The sequence below is a fragment of the Fodinibius sp. GM21 genome (genome assembly GCF_058386955.1).
In genome coordinates this window covers 205,330-223,450 of the sequence record NZ_JBYEIQ010000004.1, presented here as the reverse complement: position 1 = coordinate 223,450, position 18,121 = coordinate 205,330, and the positions used below count along the sequence as shown (strand labels likewise).

Sequence of the window (18,121 nt, the reverse complement as noted above, 5' to 3'; positions counted from 1 at the left end):
GGATAGATCTTAAATTTTTAATTAATAATATTACTTGCATCAATTTAGTTGGGCTTTCGTATATTTGGAACCTGTAAATTATTAATCAAAGAACTAGCAATATGAATATTAAGACACTCATCGGATTAGGCGTTATTGCCATATTGGTTTTTGTCGGAATTGGAAAGTACAATACGCTCGTTGAGCAAGAACAGACAGTAGAGCAATCTTGGGCGCAAGTCGAGAATCAATACCAGCGACGGGCCGACCTGGTACCCAATTTGGTCAATACGGTAAAAGGTGCAGCAGACTTCGAGCAGCAAACATTGACCGAAGTCACCGAAGCACGTAGCAAAGCTAGTTCAATTCAGATATCAGCTGAAGATCTTAACAATCCACAAAAGATTCAGCAGTTCCAGCAAGCACAGCAACAGCTATCCGGCGCCTTATCGCGCATGCTTTTAACCGTTGAAAAATATCCCGAGCTAAAAGCCAACCAAAATTTCAGAGATCTTCAGGTCCAGCTGGAAGGAACTGAAAACCGAATATCAACTGAGCGTCAACGGTTTAATGAGGCCGTGCAAAGCTATAACACAACCGTTAAGCGGTTTCCCAACAATGTATTTGCGGGTTTGTTCGGATTTGATCAGAAGGCCTACTTCGAAGCTGACGAAGGTGCCCAGGAAGTTCCGGAAGTCAATTTTTAATTACAGATCATTCTCCTATGCCTGCCAGACAATTTTTAACCGAGCAAGAAGAACAGCAAATTGTTAAAACAATAAATGCCGCTGAACAAAAAACCTCCGGTGAAATCCGTATACATCTTGAGCATCACTGCGAAGAAGATGCTTTAGATCGAGCGGCCCACATTTTCCATGATCTTGGGATGGATGAAACCAAACTAAAAAATGGCGTACTTATTTATATTGCTACCGAAGATCACAAGGCGGCCGTCTATGCGGGCAAGGGGATACATCAGAAAGTAGAAGACGGTTTTTGGGATGATGTGCTCCAAATTTTAATCAATCACTTTAAAAGAGAAGAATTTGAGCAGGGTATCAAAGAAGCTATTCACAAGGTAGGTAACAAGCTCGAAGAGCTGTTTCCCTATCAAAAAAAAGGAGACCTCGATGAACTTTCGAATGAGATCAGCTTTCACGATAACAAAAATTAGAGTTTAATTTTTAGCATAGCTTTTATGTTTTCTTTCAAACGCACATGCTGTTTTACAACGTTCCTGATCATACTTTTCCTACTTCCCAGCCTGCTGTCGGCACAAGATCTACCCTCTCAACCAGTGGGACACGTCAACGATTTTGCCAAAATGCTTACATCAGGTGAGCGTCAGCAGCTTGAGCAAAAGTTGCGAAATTACCGTGATACAACAACCACCGTAATATCAATTGCTACCCTTGATAACTTAGGTGGTATCTCTATTGAAGAAGCGGCAACCACCCTGTTCAATGATTGGAAAATGTGGGAAGACAACAAGGATAATGGCGTCCTTATTCTAATTGCCCGGGAAGAACGGAAAATGCGGATTGAAGTAGGCTATGGACTTGAAGGGGCTATACCTGATGTGATGGCAGGACGAATTATCCGAGAAATTTTGACCCCCAATTTTAAACAGTCTGATTACTACGGTGGATTAGATCGTGCAACATCAGCAATTATTCAGCTTGCGAGTGGAGAGTTTGAGGGTCAATTAGCTGAAAAAGAAACTTCCAATGACAGCAACACTGCTGATTTTATTATTTTCTTGCTATTTCTATTCTTTGTCTTTTACTCCTCTTCCCGCGGCGGAGGGAAAGGTCGTGGCAAGCGTAAAAAACGCCGTACACTTGGTCCCGGTGGATTTATCTTTCTTGGCGGTGGAGGCAGTTTTGGCGGCGGCTCCTCCGGCGGTGGTGGATTTGGCGGGTTCAGCGGCGGGGGCGGTTTCGGTTCCGGCGGCGGTGGTGCCAGCGGAGGCTGGTGAGCCAATTTAAAGTCAAGAAATGCCCGGCACTTGTAAGTGTAAGGGCGTTTGTAATTTAATTTTAAGCCATTACCGATTCTGTTTCAGCCAATGCCTGATTTAAATCAGCAATAATATCATCGATATTTTCGATGCCAACGGCCAAACGAACCAGTCCATCTGTAATACCCGCTTGCAAGCGCTGCTCCTCATCCATAACAGAATGGGTCATTGAAGCGGGATGCTGAATGAGTGTATCGGCGGTGCCCAAGCTTACCGCCAATGTGCAAAGCTCCACGTTGTCCATAAGACGAACACCGGCATCAAATCCCCCTTCTAACTCAAAGCTTAATATTCCACCGAACCCTTCTTCAAAAAGCTTTTGGGCTAAATCATTATTTGGATCTGATTGTAATCCGGGATAGTAAACCTTCTCAACTGCATCATGTGATTCCAGGTATTCGGCTACCTTCATCGTATTCTCGGCATGTCGCTCCATCCGCAAGTCAAATGTTTTTAACCCATTCAGCAGTAACCAAGCCTCAAATGGACTCATAACACCTCCTAGGTTCTTACGGTACGTTGACATACCATACTGATCCAACAAGGAATTTAGTCCTACAAGTGCTCCTCCAATGAGTGTTCCGTGCCCATTTAAATATTTGGTTGCTGAATGCAAAACGATGTCTGCTCCATGCTCCATCGGGCGCAGGTGATACGGTGTCGCAAACGTATTATCAACCATAAATATCACATCATGAGCTTTGGCAAGATCTGCGATGGCAGAAATATTTGCCACTTCCATGGTCGGATTTGCTATCGTCTCAGCATATATAACCTTTGTATCAGGATTATCCATCAGTGTCTGATCAAGGATTTCCAAGTCATTTAAATCTATAAAATGAGTTTGCATCCCCAGCTTGGGTGCTTCTTCCTTAAGAAACTGACCGGTACAGCCATATAATGCCGGCTGAGCGATGATAGATCCTCCCTGTCCCATAGCAATTAATGCGGTACTGATTGCCGCCATCCCACTGCTGAACGCCAAGCCAGAAACATCTTCATGAGCCGGAAGACCTTTTCCCTCCATTCGTGCAAGTATGGCTTCCAGCCTATCAACTGTTGGATTTCCCAACCGTGAATAAGAATGTGTTGCCCCACCCTCTTCATGGGCAAAAAACCTGCGTCCATCTTCTACCGAATTAAACCGGAAGGTTGATGTCTGGTAAATTGGCATCACATGCGAACCAAACGGATCATTTGTTGGATGATCGGCATGAACTGTTTCACTTTCGATATGTAATTTTGATTTATCCATGATCTTGGTCCTCGTCTATTGGTATATGAAAATTTTCTTTTTTGGTGGACAGGACGATGTTGCTGTAAATACGCTCAATGCCAGGAAGACGTGTTAATTTATCGTGCATGAATTTTTCATAAGCCGGCATATCTGCGACAACAATTTTCAGCAAAAAGTCAGAATCGCCGGTTATATGATAGCATGATTGAATCTCAGACATTTCGTTAATCTTATCACACACTTCATCCAGCGTATGCATCTGGTGTACCGCTAGTCGAAGTGAACAAAATACAACTAATCCTTTCCCTATCGCCTCTTCATCAACACGGGCACTATATCCTTTTATGATACCTTCGCGCTCCAGCCTCTTAACGCGCTCCAGGGTTGGTGTCGTGGTAAGGCCTACTTTTTCAGCCAGTTTATTATTCGCGATGCGACCGTTTTGCTGAAGAATGGCCAATATTTTTCGGTCAATATGATCTAACTGGGAATTGGGCATACAATAATATGCTAATTTTATTAGTACTAGTAGAATTTTAAACCACTATCAAAACTAATTATAGTTTAATTAACTAAAATATACCAATTGATTCAATATAAACTACTGCAATAAAAAAGCCCTGTCAGTTATAAAACTAACAGGGCTCCTAAATGTAAGGAATGGATGAGTAATTTTATCCGGCGATATCTTCAGCCTCAGCACTTTCTTTAAACTTTGGAGTAGATGGGGTCAGGTTTTCATACTCTTCGAGAGTAAACTCATCTACCTGTACCATATCTACACGTGCATCTTCGGCTTTACGTAGCAACTCGGCTTCATCATCCGTGATAATGCCTTTCTCCACCGCTTGATCAATAACAAAACGAGCCTGAGTTTTAGGCAATTCTTTCTTCTTGGTCGCTTTATAGATCTTTTTATAAACAGGTGCTGCCTCTTCTGAAAGACGGAATGCATACTCATATCGTCCGAGTGCTTGATCCTTGTCTTCAGGAATAAAGATACCATCTGTTATGCGGTCTCGTTGCTCACCTGTTTGCTGCATAGCCTGCGCTACCTTATGGCCCAACTTATCTGATGGGCTGCTACCCATGCGGTTCATACGCGACCACAAGGCGATGGGACCACGAAATAGCCAACTGAGTCCCGGCACGTTGATTTCACGATAAATGGCATCAAAGGCTTCCTGGATCTGTGCAAACGCATAATCCATCGACCATTCGAAAAAGATTCGGTCTTCTTCTCGCTGACCTTCCGCATCATATCTTCGCAATGTAGCCGTTGCAAGGTACATCCAGCTTAAAATATCTGCAAAGCGTCCACTTATTTTCTCCTTGATTTTAAGTCCCCCGCCATACGAACCGAGCGCTATGTCTGCCAGGAATGCGAATGAAGCGGATGCCCATGAAAGCTTCTTGTAATATTTTTTGGCAGGCCCGCCAACAGGAGATGAAGCAATTTTGCCCCGCGTCAGGCTCATCAACATCGAGCGTGACATATTCTGCACAACGTGGCCGATATGCTTCCAAAACACATCATCAAAAGCCTTGACATCTCCACGTGTGAGTGCATCAATTTCGTCATAGGCATAAGGATGACAGCGAATAGCGCCCTGACCGAATATCATCAGGCTTCGAGTGAGAATATTTGCGCCTTCTACCGTGATGGCAATTGGCAATGAAATATATCCATGGGCAAAAATATTACGAGGACCTCGCGATATTCCGGCTCCACCCTGTATATCCATCGCATCATTAATAATCTGACGACCCAGCTCAGTAAAGTTATATTTGGCAATGGCCGTAACTACTGAGGGTTTTTCCCCGATGTCCAGACCCGCACAGGTATAACGTCGGGCGGCATCCATCAGATATGTAAATCCACCGATACGTGCCATCGGCTCTTCGATACCTTCGAATTTACCGATATTAATACCGAATTGTTTTCGGACTGCGGTATAAGCCCCGAGTGCTCGTGTAGCTACTTTGGCACCGCCCATACTTTGTGCAGGAAGCGAGATACCACGTCCAACACCGAGCGATTCCATCAGCATACGCCAACCATTACCGGCTTGCTCAGCCCCCCCAATAATTTGATTAACAGAAACCACTGCATCTTCTCCATCAATAGGACAATTATAAAATGGCACACCCAGCGGATCATGACGGCGTCCCAAAATAATTCCTTCTGTATCACTAGGAATAAGTGCACAGGTAATGCCGGGATACTCTCCTTTTCCAAGGTGATTTTCCGGATCGCGCAATTTAAAAGCGAGCCCTATCAGCGTTGAGATAGCCGCAAGCGTAATATACCGTTTGGTGAAATTAAGACGGATATAGAGCTCTCCGTCGTCTCCTTTAAAAACCTCCCCTTCGGCTGTCATTGCTCCGGCATCAGATCCCGCAGTCGGTTCTGTCAAGGCAAAACACGGCATCTCTTCACCGGTAGCAAGCTTTGGCAGATATTGATCTTTCTGCTCATCGGTTCCATAATGCATCAGCAGTTCAGCAGGACCTAATGAGTTGGGAACCATTACTGTTGTTGCCAAAGGACCGCACCGCGATGCAAGCTTCGTTACAATAGCGCTATGAGCAGAGGCAGAAAATTCAAGTCCGCCATATTTTTCAGGGATGATCAATCCAAAGAATTTATGCTCACGCATAAACTCCCACACTTCATCCGTAAAACCTTTTCGCACGAATACATCCCAGTCACTGACCATCGAACAAAGCTCTTCAACAGGTCCATCTAAAAATGCCTGCTCTTCTTCTGTTAACTCGGGATAAGACTCATTGGCTAACCTTTTCAGATTGGGTTTTCCTGAAAAAAGCTCAGCATCAACCCACACATTACCGGCCTCAATGGCCGTGCGTTCGGTTTCAGAAATCTGGGGCAAAAAATTCATTGCATCCAGCAACTTCATCAACGGACCGGTAAGCAAAATACGCCGAACAGGTTTTATGTTAAAGACGATTACCAATGCAACGAAGACTGCAAAAAGCCAGGTAGGAGCCGAAAATCCCCAAAGCGCTATGAATCCGGCTGCGGCCCAAACCCAAAGTGAAGTTCCCCAAAAGGCCAAAAACGTTGCCAACAATACCATACTCACAATTACTGCCCAGAGCGGATATTGGAATAAAAATCCCAAACTTTCATTTAAAAATTCCATAACAGTCACCTATAAATTAAATCACACTTACTTGTTATTTGTTTGTAAAGCCGTTCTGACCCTATATCCATCAATAATATGCTCAATGGCTTCATCGATAAATTCTTGCTGATCAATACGGGTATCTAATCGCTTTGACAACACTACTGACATTACGCCGTGCAGCTGTGCCCAAAACGTATATGCTGCCATTCGAGGCTTATCTTCAGCTATATGTCCGGCGTTAACACCTTCTTGCAATACACTGCTTACAATTTCATAACCTTTACGAGCTTTGCGAAATTTTTCTTTGGGATACCGGGTCATCTCATCCGAGCTGGTCAAATGAATGATCTGATATTCCCGCTGGTTTTTGAGTGCAAAACGCACGTATTCATAAGCCAATGCTTCGAGTTTAGCTATCGGATTGTCTGCCTCCCTGGCTGCTTGCTGCAACTGATTATTTAATCGTTCAATAGATTGCTCCATCAACGTGTGTACCAAATCATCTTTATTTTCAAAATGCAGATAGATACTTGTGGCACTCACATCAATTTCACGAGCAATTTTGCGGAGAGAGAAATTACGATACCCCTCTGAAAGCAACACATTGCGTGCAGCCCCAACAATTTGCTCTTTAAGATTTAATTCTTTGGCTTCACTCATTTTCGTGCAGGTTAACGGTGTTAACTTATGTAAGTAAACATTCTTAGTGCGATAAAGCAATACTCTGTTAAAACAATTTACGGGCGGTATTCAGTCCCTAATCAAGTTCCCAGGTTATATCTTTGTTGGGAAGTGAAAACTTGATGAATGAGATCGATCGACCTTCTCGAAGGTAACGAGCTTCGTAATGGGTTTGAATCGTAAGCAATTCATCATCGGGGCATTCCTGATAAATATCCTCGACTATTTCATGGACTTTACAGCCGGATGTAGCCAGCGAGTTTTTAGTGAAAGAAAAGAGTTCATCACTATCCGTTTTAAAATATATTATACCGTTTGGTTTTAATACACGCTGATAGATGTTAAGAAATTTTGGTCCCGATAATCGATTAGTTCTGTCTGAAAATCGGGGGTAAGGGTCGGGAAAAGTAATCCAGATATCATCAACCTCATCGGGGGCAAAATATTCGTCCAAATGATCAATATATATCCGCAGAAATCGGACATTATCAAGATCTTCTTCCAATGCTTGTTTGGCCCCTTTCCATATTCTATCACCCTTTATATCAACCCCGACAAAGTTTTTATTGGGATGGCGCCGTGCCAACTCCAGAGTATAAGTCCCCTTACCGCAGGCCAACTCTAAGATAATAGGATTATCATTCTTAAATATATCGGAGTGCCAACGTCCCCTTGGTTTTTGGGAACCCTTTTCTTGAAAGTCGTCAAGCTCCAGCGTATTCCGGAATTCTGTTACTTCTTTAAACTTCTGCAGTTTGCCCTTGCTCATCCTAAATAACGAAATGATCTGGTATTAGAAATGCTTTTAGGGTGCAAGCCTGAAGATATTCCATTCAGTACCTGATTTTTCATAGCAGATACGGTCGTGCATTCTGCTTTTACGTCCCTGCCAAAACTCTATGCGCTGCGGTCGTAAAAGGTATCCTCCCCAAAAATCCGGCAACGGAATTTCCTGATCTTCAAACCTTTGTTTAATCTCATCAAATCGTTTTTCCAGCTCTTCTCTTGAACTAACTTTGCTACTTTGTTTTGATGACCAGGCTCCCAACTTACTTTCTCTGGGCCGCTGCTGAAAATAACTTTCCGATATTGATTTGTTTACCCTTTCAACTTCTCCCTCTATACGAACCTGCCTTTCCAAGGGAGCCCAGTAAAAACATAAAGCAGCATGGGGGTTGTCATTTAACTCCTGCCCTTTTCTACTCCCGTAATTTGTATAAAACTGGAAACCGGCTTCATCCACCCCTTTCAACAGAACTATGCGAGATGATGGTTTTCCATTCTTAGAAGCTGTAGAAAGGGTCATGGCATTAACATCCAGAAGGTCGGCGGAAAAGGCCTGTTCGAACCACTCGGTAAACTGATCTATGGGATCCTCACAAACCTCTGACTTCGCCAACGCCTGCCGGGAATACTCGCGCCGTAATTCTGCAATCCTTTTTTTTGATTGGCTATCATCAGACATGGCAAACACTATCCGTCAAAATATTGAGGAGCATTTCCTTTTTTCCACTTGATATTACAGCCCATGCTTGGCTTCTGATCTTCTTTCACTTTACCATCAAAAAGAAACTCGACAGCTTCGCGAATATCATTGCCCGTAACCGGCTTGTCGTTACCAGGACGACTGTCATCAAATTGCCCGCGATATACCAACTCGTCATTTTCATCAAACAAGTAGAAATCAGGAGTACATGCAGCCTGATAAGCTTTTGCAACTTCTTGCGTGCCATCGTACAAGTAAGGAAATGAAAACTGCTTCTCACGAGCTAAGGAAGCCATCTTAACCGGACTGTCATCAGGATAATTTTCGACATCGTTAGAACTTATAGCCACAACACCGATTCCTTTCTGCTGCAAATCTCTGGCTGCAATAACAAATTCATCCAGGATATGCTTTACAAATGGACAGTGGTTACACATAAACACCACCAGTAAACCCTTGGCATTATTAAAATCATCAAGGGAGACCAACTGATTGTTTACCGTATCAAATAATTTAAAATCTGGTGCTTCTGTTCCAAGTTCCATCATTGTAGAAGGAGTATCAGACATAGCGAAATAGTTATTTAGATGTTTGCTTTATTTTCAGACTGAACGTACAAAATTTTGCCGTTTTATGTTCAGTGAATATATGCGAAATGATGGGGAAAATGAATTAAAAAAGCCCGATACCTGCTTTGCAAATCAGGGCTATAATAATTTATAAAAATCCTGTTCGCAGATATCGGACTGAAAGTACTATCTCTAGTTACTGTAAACGGATATCCATTTATAATGTTGCACTAAAATAATCTTAGCTGTCCTTTCTGAGGCCGCTGAAAGTATTTCGTTGAAAGCTGCAGTTCTTTCTTGTTCAAGCCCAGCTTTTCTACATTAATTTTAAACATATCCCTTATTTGGCCGGCAAATTCGCCCTTTCCATGGAAACGCTCCCCAAATTCACTTTCATTTAATTTCCCATCTCTGATATCACGTATCCTATTCAATACCTTCTCTTTGCGATCGGGAAAATGTTGTTCCAGCCATTCTTTAAAGAGATTCTTTACGCCATGTGGCAGCCTTACAATTGTATAAGCAGCATGCTCTGCTCCTGCATCTTTCGCTCGTTCCAAAATTTCTGGACACTCATGGTCAGTCAATCCCGGTATGATGGGAGCTACATTGACTCCCACTGAAATTCCACGAGACGCCAACTCCTCAATGGCCTTAAGTCTTCGGTTGGGCTGTGACGTCCGCGGTTCCATAATACGGGCTAATTTTCGATCCAGCGTTGTAATTGACAGTGTTACATGAACGGCATCATATTTGGCAAGATCTTCCAAAAGATCAATATCACGCGTAACCAGGTAATTTTTTGTGATGATCCCCACCGGGTTACGTGCTTCGGCAAAAACTTCCAGGCAACTTCTCGTAATTCCCAGCTTTCTTTCGACAGGTTGAAAAGGATCGGTGACCCCGCTCAAAGCAACAGGTTCGGGATTCCATTTTTGGGAAGCGAATTTCGATCTCAGTTTTTCTGCAGCATCATATTTTACCATTATCCGGGACTCAAAATCGAGACCGGCAGAAAATCCCAAGAACTCGTGCGTAGGACGTGCATAACAATAAATACATCCGTGCTCACAACCCCGATATGGATTCAACCCATAGGTAAATGGAATATCGGGGCTATCATTTTTGGATAATACCTCTTTCGTATCATCGGCAATAAGCTTGGTATCCTGAGCGGGTTTTTCGCCCGTTTCTTCATCAAGCTCATAATCGATATATTTTCCCTCAAAGCGATTTGCAGGGTTGTCTGAAGCCCCGCGACCCCGAATGGGATTTTTCTCGTTCTGATGCATGACAATTAAATGCTTTAGGATATTAACAGTTTACCTGTAAAGATAACACCTCTTATGACAGCATCGTGTCATAGTAATCAAGAATCCTAAAATAAAAATGCCCGATCAAAAATCGGGCATCTTAAGTAATATCTTACAAGCTACAGACCGATTTCAGTACAGTCCACATCGGAGGCTGTTGAGCCCCGTCCCTGCCAGCAAATCTTTTCCTGTTCGTCACTAATATACCCAATCTCATTTTCGGTATCCCAGTTTATAACCGTCGCAGAATTGATTGTCATTTCGTGAACCGATGCATTCTTACTGTAATTAATTATGCCATCACTTTCTCCCTGCTCATTATAAATGGTTAAATCAATTGAACTTTGGCTGTCGTCGATAACTTCCCAGATTGATTCAAGGAGTAACTGCTCGGAACCGGTATCATTAAAAATGGTATTAAGATTCCAATATCCTTCACTCCCATCATCGTTGGTAAATCCAGAAATCATATTGTAGTCCTCAAAGCTCATCTCCTGAGAATCAAGAGATAAAAACATATCCCAGAATACACCATTTGATACCTCCTCTGCAGTCAAACGGACAGTTGCTTCGGTCCCCTGATATGTCGTACTGTAACTCCATTCCCAAACTCCATCATTGAGAGTTGCCTCAACTCCCTGTACTTCTTGAAAAAACGGCTGATAAACCTGGGACATACTCGATAACATGCTGAAGCCCATTACTATACTCTGAGCAGAAGTAAATGCTACTGACGAAGCAGTAGTAGTACTCTCTTTGTTCGTTGTTTGGAAGTAAGAAACATCCGGCTGAGCATTTTCCAGACTCGGAATCGTCGGCGCTTCGCCTACATCCGGACCATCAGAACTCGTACTATCACCACAGGCTGTAAGGCCAACTATCAGTCCAATAACAAATACCAATTTTAAACATCTATTCATTTTGTTTCCCTCTCAAATTAAGTTTTTGTTCAATTTATAATAGGAGGTCGTTGACAAAATTAGATCAACAACCTCCTAGTATTTACTTCTCTATGACAAATATGATCCCGGGGAAACAAAATTCTTGCAATATTTCTTATGCTCTATATACTGTTTTAACGTTAACGAATTCTTTAATCCCGAAATGAGATAACTCACGTCCATAGCCCGATTCTTTAATACCTCCAAAGGGCAATCGTGGATCGGACTTCACAAATGAATTCACAAAACAGCAACCGGCTTCCAATTCATATGCCGCAATTTCCTCCGCACGTTGTAGGTCCTCAGAAAAAACAGCCGCACCCAATCCATAATCACTGTCATTGGCTATTGCAATAGCCTCACGGGTATCTTTTGCCTTGAATACTGATGCCACCGGCCCAAAAAGTTCTTCCTCATAAGCGGGTATACCTTTTGAAATTTCGGTAAGAATTGTTGGCGGATAGTAAAACCCTTTCCTGTTTGGTACAGATCCTCCAAGAATACACTCTGCTCCCCCTGCTATACTTTTTTGGACTTGGTCATGCAGCTTATCCCGCAAATCTTCTCGCGCCATTGGACCTATATCAGTAGCACTGTTAAACGGATCCCCAATTTTTTTCTCGTTCATCATATGAAAAACCGCTTCCAGGAATTCGTCATAAATATCTTCAACAGCAATTAGCCGCTTCGCCGCAACACAGCTTTGCCCACTATTAATTAGACGAGAAGTCACACATATTTCAGCAGCTTTCTCCACATCGGCGTCCTCCAATATGAGATAAGGATCGCTCCCACCAAGCTCGAGTACTGTTTTCTTCAGCACACTTCCAGCTGTTGATGCCACTGCTTTTCCGGCACGGGTACTTCCTGTTAACGTAACAGCTGCTATATCCGGATTTTTAATCAAACTTTGCGTTTGCTCCACATCCGCAATTACGGTTCGGAAAAGATCATCGGGGATTCCTGCCTCGTGCATCAAATCTTCGATAGCCAGCGCACATCCCGTTACATTAGGTGCATGTTTTAGGATTACTGCATTCCCTGCCATCAGTGCCGGAGCACCAAAACGAAACAACTGCCAGAAAGGAAAATTCCAGGGCATAATAGCGAGCACCGTACCCAGTGCATTAAAAGTTACATAACTTTTACTTCCATCGGACTTGATAGTTTCTTCTCCAAGAAAATCCTTGGTATTATCTGCATAATAATTACAAACCCAAGCACATTTTTCGATCTCGGATTTACCCTGTGCCAATGGCTTACCCATCTCACGCGCCATCAATTTAGCATACTTTTCCTTATTCTCTTCCAGTAATTCCGCAATTCTCTGTAATAATAAGCTTCGCTCATAAAATGAATTGCGCCGCCACTTTTCCTGGGCCGTAGCGGCATCCTGGGCAATAGCATCCAGTGCATCATCATCCATTTGGTCATATTCTTCGATAAACTCTCCGGAAGCAGGATTAATCGTTTTCATAGCGGTAGATATTTTTCTGTGATCAATTCAATTTGAGTAACTCCAGATATACTTTTCAGATTCCTATTAATTAAAATAAAAAAGGCCCGTGAAGAACACGAGCCTTTTCTATATTTACTTTTTAATAAATGAATCTAGTACTCACTGCAAGTTATATCTTGGAAATTCTCGTCCCAGCAAGCTTTATTGCCATTATTATAATCGGGAGCAATAATATATCCGGCTTTGGTATCAGCATTAATTTGTATCGTTGTTTCCTGATCTTCGCTGCTGTCATAGTAGATAACAGTCTTTAAGGTACCGTCAAAGGTGTAATCGATATAATCCCCCTGATTGCCATTACGATCAGAGGTGACCTCCAACCGCAGTTGTACATCTTCTTCGCCATTTACAGTCCACTCAATACGAGCAATCTCTTCCTGATTTTCAGTATCTTGCCAACTGTAGTAAGTCCACACTCCTTCTGTTCCATCGGAATTTGTTGTACCGCTAAAAAAGAGATAATCTTCTAATCCCAATTGAGAATTGGTAACAAAAAATTGCCAGTTGACCGTGTTTTCACCTTCATGAGCACCCAATAAGCGAACGCCGAATGTGTTACCATCAGCCGTTTTTGAAAAATTCCACTCCCACTGCTCATCCTCATTCAGCTCGGCATCAGTATTTCTTGCTGCAGTTAATAATGCCTTGGGAATAGCCAGGTTAAACTCAACGGCTGCTTTCATTATTACTGCTGTAGTAACCGCTCTCTGAAAATTATCAGACGATTCAGTCTGAGGCTGCGTTTGCTTCTGCTGATTTTCAAAGTTGGAAAAATCTACTTTCAGGGATTCTACGGGCGGCAACTGTGGGGGTTGGTCATTAACAGAGGCAGGATCATCATCGCATGAAGAAAGCACTAACAAAACACACAAAATACCAGATACCACAAAAAATGAGTAATGTCTACGCATAACCATCAATTTTATTCCTTATTAACATTTTCTTTTACCTGCTTTCGAAGAAAATGTTCACACTTGCTTAAAACATTTCTGTACGCTTCTATTAATTTCCTGAAGTGTTTCCTTTAGATGGGTTTCCTCAATAATCAATGGTGGTGCCAAGCGCACTAACGTATCAGAATGGAGTGTCCATCCCAAAATGATCCCTTTATCCATGCAATCTTCCACTACCTTTTGGGTTAATTCACGATTTTTCAGCTCCATACCCAGCATGGCTCCCACGCCGCGTATTTCTGTGATTCCGTCAGCAGTTAATTCATTTCGAACCATGTGTTCAATTTTCATGGCCTTATCACCGTAGTCATCAGAAAGCAATTCTGACAATGTAGCAAGTGCCGCAGCACAGGAAACCGGATGGCCTCCAAAGGTAGTCACATGATTAAGCGGCGGATCGTGTTTGAATGACTCAAATATTTCAGATGATGAAACAAAAGCACCCATCGGCATGCCGCCGGCCATCGCCTTAGCCAGACAAATAATATCAGGTTCCACCCCATACCCCTGGAAAGCAAACAACGAACCTGTTCGATAAAACCCAGTTTGTATTTCATCGAAAATGAGGAGTGCCCCAACTTCATCACAGCGTTTGCGCACAGCCTGCAGCCATTCTTTATGAGCCGGAATGATGCCACCCTCTCCCTGAATGGGTTCCATAATTACGGCTGCCGTTTCTTCGTCGATGGTTTGTAGTCCATCATAACTGTTAAAGTCTAAAAAATGGACATCGGGCAACAGTGGCAGGTATGGATCGCGATAGACATCCCTACCGGTAACACTTAGTGATCCGTGGGTATCTCCGTGATAACCGTGATGAAATGCTACGAATTTATGACGCCCCGTATGTTTCTTGGCCAGTTTCAGCGCCCCCTCATTAGCCTCGGTGCCGCTGTTTACAAAATATACGCGATCAAGAGAATCGGGCAGTTGAGCTGTAAGCAGTTCGGCATATTTCGACTGCGGCTTTTGAATAAACTCCCCATATACCATCACATGCAGATGACGATCTACTTGACGCTTTACCGCTTCGACAACTTTGGGATGACGGTGTCCCAAACTACTAACCGCAATACCGGAAATAAAATCTACGTATTTTTTCCCATCGGTAGTATAGATAAACGGACCTTCTGCCCTTTCAACTTCTAATCCCATGGGCGCGTCGCTGGTCTGGGCAACGTGTTGGTAAAAAGAATCTTTAGTACTCAAAACGGAATATTTATGTCATTAAGAACGAATAATTGGAAGTAAAGTACATCAATTTTAATTCCATTTGGAAATCAGCTCTTTAAATTCCGACTGCAGTTCTTTCGTCCTATCTTTTGCATACCATTTATGCAATTTCTTCGCCCATTCTTCTTTGCTGATACTTTCATCATTTTTCCATTCCATAGCTTTTTCTTGGGCTGCTTCAGGTCGCGGCCCCCATGAACCAACTTCTTCAAGCGTTGCCGCATCCAGACAAATTAGCTTGGGAATAGAACGACCGCCATTGGTTAAATACTCATCCATAATATCCAGATGCTCATCTCGGAGAATAAATTTCACATCAATATTTTCTGACTCATTAGCAATCTTTACAATCGCCGGAATATTCTGAGCCGCATCTCCACACCAAGCTTCAGTAAGTACTAACCAAATCCACTTTTCGTCAAGCTCATCAAACTCCTTAACCAGTGAATCAGTAAGCTCTACTCGCTTATCAAGACGATTCATTCGCTGCACATTCATTTTGGTATAATGAACCATCTCATCGGAGTGATTATCTCCGGTAGTTTTTCCCTGTTCCAACAGCTCATCAATCATTTGACGATATTCGTCATAATCTCTCGCCTCGTTAATAATTTCCGGTGTAATAACACTTTCTGCAATACTTTCCATACTGTCTGTAGATTTGAAAATTAACGTTGTTTTTAAAGATGATATTGGTTCTCAAATTCTTACTGTTATAACACTTAGCCTACGTAAGATATTCCATCATTTTTGAATGCTTCAATATTATAGCTGCCACAAGAAATAACACAAATGCCATCGACGTACCATATTTAATCCACATTACACTGCTATAATCTTCGCTTTTTATTGATAAACCTTTTAGCAAAACAAAAACGATGAGCCCGACGATAATCCCAATCCCACCAAAGAAAATAGCAATCCAAAAGTCAGATAAGCCAATAGCCAAACTTACCAATATTAACCCAATTAAAAATGCCGATATAAAAAATTGTGTTACCCCTTCCTTGCCATACTGTACGGCAAATGTGTAATCACCTCGACTGCGATCTTCCTCTATTTGATATATTTGCGATATGGGATACAGACTTAAAAGCATCAGTGTAACTCCGGCAGAGGCAATCCAAACAGACATACCAACCACATCATTTCCGGCAGCCAAATAGCCCAGCAATACTGAATTAAATCCCGTGCTTATTCCTATTGCTATAAGGCTCTTCATGGGATGACTTTTCCATCGTGCCAATGGTGTAGAATATAACCAAAAGAAGAGTATGCTAAGAACATAAATTCCACTGTATAACAAACCTTGGGCAACAGCAAACAACAAGCCAATTCCCTGTAAAATGAGTGACCCGCTCCACATCCAAGATTGCATTTTGGGGGGATTTTGTAGCCCGCCAACTGGGCCCTCATCTTTATCCCAATAAGAATTATACGCAGTAGCCCCGCCAAAGAGCAATAAATGAACATTTCCGAATTGAACAAGAAATGACTGTATTTCCAAATCAGCACTTAAAAATCCACCCAATAAAAATCCACCCGACAAAATAAATAGCTGGTAGTGCCACCGCAGATGCACTACAAAATGCCAGATCTGCCGCAGTATGCTTATATTTTGGATTTCAACATTGGTCATTACCTGAAGTTACTCTGTTTTAAAAATCTCAGCATACCGATTTTAGGCTTATCAATCCAACAAAAGATTGGTATTTTAGGAGCTATGATTGTAAGAGAAAAACAAAAAGTTTCATATATACATAAGCAATTATCGCCAGACCAATGGCGAACTCAAAAAAAAGAGCATTATAAAAAAATCAGTAATCTCATTGATGATTACCTGGAAAGACGATCGCACCAGAAAAAAGATCCGGTGCTCGATTTCCTGTTTGAATACTATGCTTTTCGCCCTTCCTATCTAAAACGCTGGTCACCGGGTCTGGGCACCTTGCTCATTGACGGGGCTTCGAACGATTGGCAGTTCGATGAAATGGAAACAGCTGACCGTGATTCCTTCTTGGACATCGATCATTTTGATAAAGATCGTATTTCTTCTGTTCGGTGGATTTTAAATCTGCTCGAGCAATCCGTAACAAGAAAACCGTCTTTTGGCTGTTTTGGGATGCATGAATGGGCAATGGTATACAAAGCCGATCAGGTTCGCCATGATTATCTATCTCTGCGCATGGAGAAAGAAGAATTGGCTAATTTCGTAGAATCACGTCCGCTGGTATGCACTCATTTTGATGCATTTCGCTTTTTTACCGATGAGGCCAAACCCCAGAATAAATTTGAGCTCAATCGGGAAAAGTTTGCTGATATGGAACAGCCCGGTTGCTTGCATACCAATATGGATTTATACAAATGGGCCTTCAAAATGTATCCGTGGATCAACAGCAATACCATAAGAGAAGCTTTTGAACTGGCTGTGGAAACGCGGGTTATGGACATGAAGGCAAGTCCCTACGATCTGCGTGACTTCGGCTTGGCCCCTATAAAAATTGAAACTGATGAAGGGCGTCGGGAGTATATGAAAAAGCAAGAGGCCATCTTTGAAAAGTCGCAACCTATTCGCAGAAAGTTGATCACGGAATACAAGCATCTGCTGGACGCCCTCTCTGGCTAATATTAACCAGATCCTGAAATAAGTTCAGGATCTATCATTCCCTTTCGCAACTACCATTAATTGCCTATCATCTAAACGCGTATTATTCAATAAACCAAAAAATTGAATTTGAAATCTGATCCCAATATGGCTGAACTTGAGGACGCCGATTATGAGGCTTATGAACAGGATATTGAGCTGCTCGTAGATACCCTTCGCAAATGTTTTAACGCCGAAAAAGCACGGTATAGCGTAGTCGGACATCTTAATACACTATTCATTGAAATTGAAGGGTTGGATGAACTTTCACCCGAAGAAATTTCTGAAGTTGCAGAACCGGTTTTGGATGAACTCGACATGGATTTCGATGAAATTTCACTTCTTCCGTTAACGAATTAATAAAAGTTTTAAATTTTGAAAAAGGATATCATTC

The 18,121-nt window shown here is 42.3% G+C and carries 19 protein-coding genes; 5 read left to right on the top strand and 14 right to left on the bottom strand.

From position 1 onward, the window contains the following. The first annotated feature begins 101 nt into the window (after nucleotides 1–101). From ACT3IB_RS11320 to ACT3IB_RS11310, 3 genes are read left to right on the top strand one after another with little or no spacing between them, the layout of a single operon-like run. The gene (locus ACT3IB_RS11320) at nucleotides 102–686 is read left to right on the top strand and encodes a LemA family protein (protein ID WP_491539128.1); all 585 of its coding nucleotides are present in this window, start codon (nucleotides 102–104) and stop codon (nucleotides 684–686) included. A 17-nt stretch (nucleotides 687–703) separates the two neighbouring features. Next, nucleotides 704–1,153 carry a TPM domain-containing protein gene (locus tag ACT3IB_RS11315; protein ID WP_491539127.1) on the top strand — a complete coding sequence of 150 codons (450 nt, stop codon included), beginning with the start codon at nucleotides 704–706 and terminating at the stop codon, nucleotides 1,151–1,153. A 24-nt stretch (nucleotides 1,154–1,177) separates the two neighbouring features. Then, a complete protein-coding gene (locus ACT3IB_RS11310; protein ID WP_491539126.1) occupies nucleotides 1,178–1,957 on the top strand; it encodes a TPM domain-containing protein in 780 nt (259 codons plus the stop codon). Nucleotides 1,958–2,018: 61 nt separating this feature from the next. Here ACT3IB_RS11310 and ACT3IB_RS11305 read toward each other — a convergent pair whose 3' ends face one another. The 14 genes from ACT3IB_RS11305 to ACT3IB_RS11240 form a co-directional block, all read right to left on the bottom strand. Next, nucleotides 2,019–3,254, bottom strand: coding sequence for a trans-sulfuration enzyme family protein (locus ACT3IB_RS11305; RefSeq protein ID WP_491539125.1), 1,236 nt, complete (start codon nucleotides 3,252–3,254; stop codon nucleotides 2,019–2,021). Further along, a complete protein-coding gene (locus tag ACT3IB_RS11300) occupies nucleotides 3,247–3,735 on the bottom strand; it encodes an Lrp/AsnC family transcriptional regulator (RefSeq protein ID WP_491539124.1) in 489 nt (162 codons plus the stop codon). The genes ACT3IB_RS11305 and ACT3IB_RS11300 overlap by 8 nt, the downstream gene beginning before the upstream one ends. Before the next feature lie 175 nt (nucleotides 3,736–3,910). Beyond that, on the bottom strand, nucleotides 3,911–6,403 hold the full coding sequence (locus tag ACT3IB_RS11295; RefSeq protein WP_491539123.1) for an acyl-CoA dehydrogenase: 2,493 nt from the start codon (nucleotides 6,401–6,403) through the stop codon (nucleotides 3,911–3,913). Between the two features lie 27 nt (nucleotides 6,404–6,430). After that, the gene (locus tag ACT3IB_RS11290; RefSeq protein ID WP_491539122.1) at nucleotides 6,431–7,048 is read right to left on the bottom strand and encodes a TetR/AcrR family transcriptional regulator; all 618 of its coding nucleotides are present in this window, start codon (nucleotides 7,046–7,048) and stop codon (nucleotides 6,431–6,433) included. Nucleotides 7,049–7,145: 97 nt separating this feature from the next. Then, nucleotides 7,146–7,838: a tRNA (guanosine(46)-N7)-methyltransferase TrmB gene (gene trmB, locus ACT3IB_RS11285; protein ID WP_491539121.1), complete on the bottom strand. Its 693-nt coding sequence runs from the start codon at nucleotides 7,836–7,838 to the stop codon at nucleotides 7,146–7,148. Between the two features lie 36 nt (nucleotides 7,839–7,874). Continuing rightward, nucleotides 7,875–8,534 carry a pyridoxamine 5'-phosphate oxidase gene (gene pdxH, locus ACT3IB_RS11280; RefSeq protein WP_491539120.1) on the bottom strand — a complete coding sequence of 220 codons (660 nt, stop codon included), beginning with the start codon at nucleotides 8,532–8,534 and terminating at the stop codon, nucleotides 7,875–7,877. A gap of 8 nt (nucleotides 8,535–8,542) precedes the next feature. Next, nucleotides 8,543–9,124, bottom strand: coding sequence for a thioredoxin family protein (locus ACT3IB_RS11275; RefSeq protein ID WP_491539119.1), 582 nt, complete (start codon nucleotides 9,122–9,124; stop codon nucleotides 8,543–8,545). A gap of 230 nt (nucleotides 9,125–9,354) precedes the next feature. Continuing rightward, nucleotides 9,355–10,416: a PA0069 family radical SAM protein gene (locus ACT3IB_RS11270; RefSeq protein WP_491539118.1), complete on the bottom strand. Its 1,062-nt coding sequence runs from the start codon at nucleotides 10,414–10,416 to the stop codon at nucleotides 9,355–9,357. A 140-nt stretch (nucleotides 10,417–10,556) separates the two neighbouring features. After that, a complete protein-coding gene (locus ACT3IB_RS11265; RefSeq protein WP_491539117.1) occupies nucleotides 10,557–11,357 on the bottom strand; it encodes a hypothetical protein in 801 nt (266 codons plus the stop codon). Nucleotides 11,358–11,493: 136 nt separating this feature from the next. Then, nucleotides 11,494–12,855 (bottom strand): NAD-dependent succinate-semialdehyde dehydrogenase, encoded by a 1,362-nt coding sequence (locus ACT3IB_RS11260; protein WP_491539116.1) that lies wholly within the window; start codon nucleotides 12,853–12,855, stop codon nucleotides 11,494–11,496. A 134-nt stretch (nucleotides 12,856–12,989) separates the two neighbouring features. Further along, on the bottom strand, nucleotides 12,990–13,808 hold the full coding sequence (locus ACT3IB_RS11255; RefSeq protein ID WP_491539115.1) for a hypothetical protein: 819 nt from the start codon (nucleotides 13,806–13,808) through the stop codon (nucleotides 12,990–12,992). Nucleotides 13,809–13,865: 57 nt separating this feature from the next. Beyond that, on the bottom strand, nucleotides 13,866–15,059 hold the full coding sequence (locus tag ACT3IB_RS11250) for an aspartate aminotransferase family protein (protein WP_491539114.1): 1,194 nt from the start codon (nucleotides 15,057–15,059) through the stop codon (nucleotides 13,866–13,868). Between the two features lie 54 nt (nucleotides 15,060–15,113). Continuing rightward, complete coding sequence (locus ACT3IB_RS11245) at nucleotides 15,114–15,731, bottom strand: thioredoxin family protein (protein WP_491539113.1); 618 nt, start codon at nucleotides 15,729–15,731, stop codon at nucleotides 15,114–15,116. Between the two features lie 79 nt (nucleotides 15,732–15,810). Beyond that, the gene (locus tag ACT3IB_RS11240; RefSeq protein WP_491539112.1) at nucleotides 15,811–16,722 is read right to left on the bottom strand and encodes a UbiA family prenyltransferase; all 912 of its coding nucleotides are present in this window, start codon (nucleotides 16,720–16,722) and stop codon (nucleotides 15,811–15,813) included. 84 nt (nucleotides 16,723–16,806) lie between these two features. Between ACT3IB_RS11240 and ACT3IB_RS11235 the strand changes: the two genes are divergently transcribed. Continuing rightward, complete coding sequence (locus ACT3IB_RS11235; protein WP_491539111.1) at nucleotides 16,807–17,709, top strand: 3-methyladenine DNA glycosylase; 903 nt, start codon at nucleotides 16,807–16,809, stop codon at nucleotides 17,707–17,709. A gap of 126 nt (nucleotides 17,710–17,835) precedes the next feature. Next, nucleotides 17,836–18,087: a hypothetical protein gene (locus ACT3IB_RS11230; protein WP_491539110.1), complete on the top strand. Its 252-nt coding sequence runs from the start codon at nucleotides 17,836–17,838 to the stop codon at nucleotides 18,085–18,087. The last annotated feature ends 34 nt before the right edge of the window (nucleotides 18,088–18,121 follow it).

Excerpts from the sequence above, each read along its gene's own strand:
- ACT3IB_RS11320 (WP_491539128.1), top strand. The coding sequence starts at position 102 with ATGAATATTAAGACACTCATCGGATTAGGCGTTATTGCCATATTGGTT.
- ACT3IB_RS11315 (WP_491539127.1), top strand. The coding sequence starts at position 704 with ATGCCTGCCAGACAATTTTTAACCGAGCAAGAAGAACAGCAAATTGTT.
- ACT3IB_RS11310 (WP_491539126.1), top strand. The coding sequence starts at position 1,178 with ATGTTTTCTTTCAAACGCACATGCTGTTTTACAACGTTCCTGATCATA.
- ACT3IB_RS11305 (WP_491539125.1), bottom strand. The coding sequence starts at position 3,254 with ATGGATAAATCAAAATTACATATCGAAAGTGAAACAGTTCATGCCGAT.
- ACT3IB_RS11300 (WP_491539124.1), bottom strand. The coding sequence starts at position 3,735 with ATGCCCAATTCCCAGTTAGATCATATTGACCGAAAAATATTGGCCATT.
- ACT3IB_RS11295 (WP_491539123.1), bottom strand. The coding sequence starts at position 6,403 with ATGGAATTTTTAAATGAAAGTTTGGGATTTTTATTCCAATATCCGCTC.
- ACT3IB_RS11290 (WP_491539122.1), bottom strand. The coding sequence starts at position 7,048 with ATGAGTGAAGCCAAAGAATTAAATCTTAAAGAGCAAATTGTTGGGGCT.
- trmB (WP_491539121.1), bottom strand. The coding sequence starts at position 7,838 with ATGAGCAAGGGCAAACTGCAGAAGTTTAAAGAAGTAACAGAATTCCGG.
- pdxH (WP_491539120.1), bottom strand. The coding sequence starts at position 8,534 with ATGTCTGATGATAGCCAATCAAAAAAAAGGATTGCAGAATTACGGCGC.
- ACT3IB_RS11275 (WP_491539119.1), bottom strand. The coding sequence starts at position 9,124 with ATGTCTGATACTCCTTCTACAATGATGGAACTTGGAACAGAAGCACCA.
- ACT3IB_RS11270 (WP_491539118.1), bottom strand. The coding sequence starts at position 10,416 with ATGCATCAGAACGAGAAAAATCCCATTCGGGGTCGCGGGGCTTCAGAC.
- ACT3IB_RS11265 (WP_491539117.1), bottom strand. The coding sequence starts at position 11,357 with ATGAATAGATGTTTAAAATTGGTATTTGTTATTGGACTGATAGTTGGC.
- ACT3IB_RS11260 (WP_491539116.1), bottom strand. The coding sequence starts at position 12,855 with ATGAAAACGATTAATCCTGCTTCCGGAGAGTTTATCGAAGAATATGAC.
- ACT3IB_RS11255 (WP_491539115.1), bottom strand. The coding sequence starts at position 13,808 with ATGCGTAGACATTACTCATTTTTTGTGGTATCTGGTATTTTGTGTGTT.
- ACT3IB_RS11245 (WP_491539113.1), bottom strand. The coding sequence starts at position 15,731 with ATGGAAAGTATTGCAGAAAGTGTTATTACACCGGAAATTATTAACGAG.
- ACT3IB_RS11240 (WP_491539112.1), bottom strand. The coding sequence starts at position 16,722 with ATGACCAATGTTGAAATCCAAAATATAAGCATACTGCGGCAGATCTGG.
- ACT3IB_RS11235 (WP_491539111.1), top strand. The coding sequence starts at position 16,807 with ATGATTGTAAGAGAAAAACAAAAAGTTTCATATATACATAAGCAATTA.
- ACT3IB_RS11230 (WP_491539110.1), top strand. The coding sequence starts at position 17,836 with ATGGCTGAACTTGAGGACGCCGATTATGAGGCTTATGAACAGGATATT.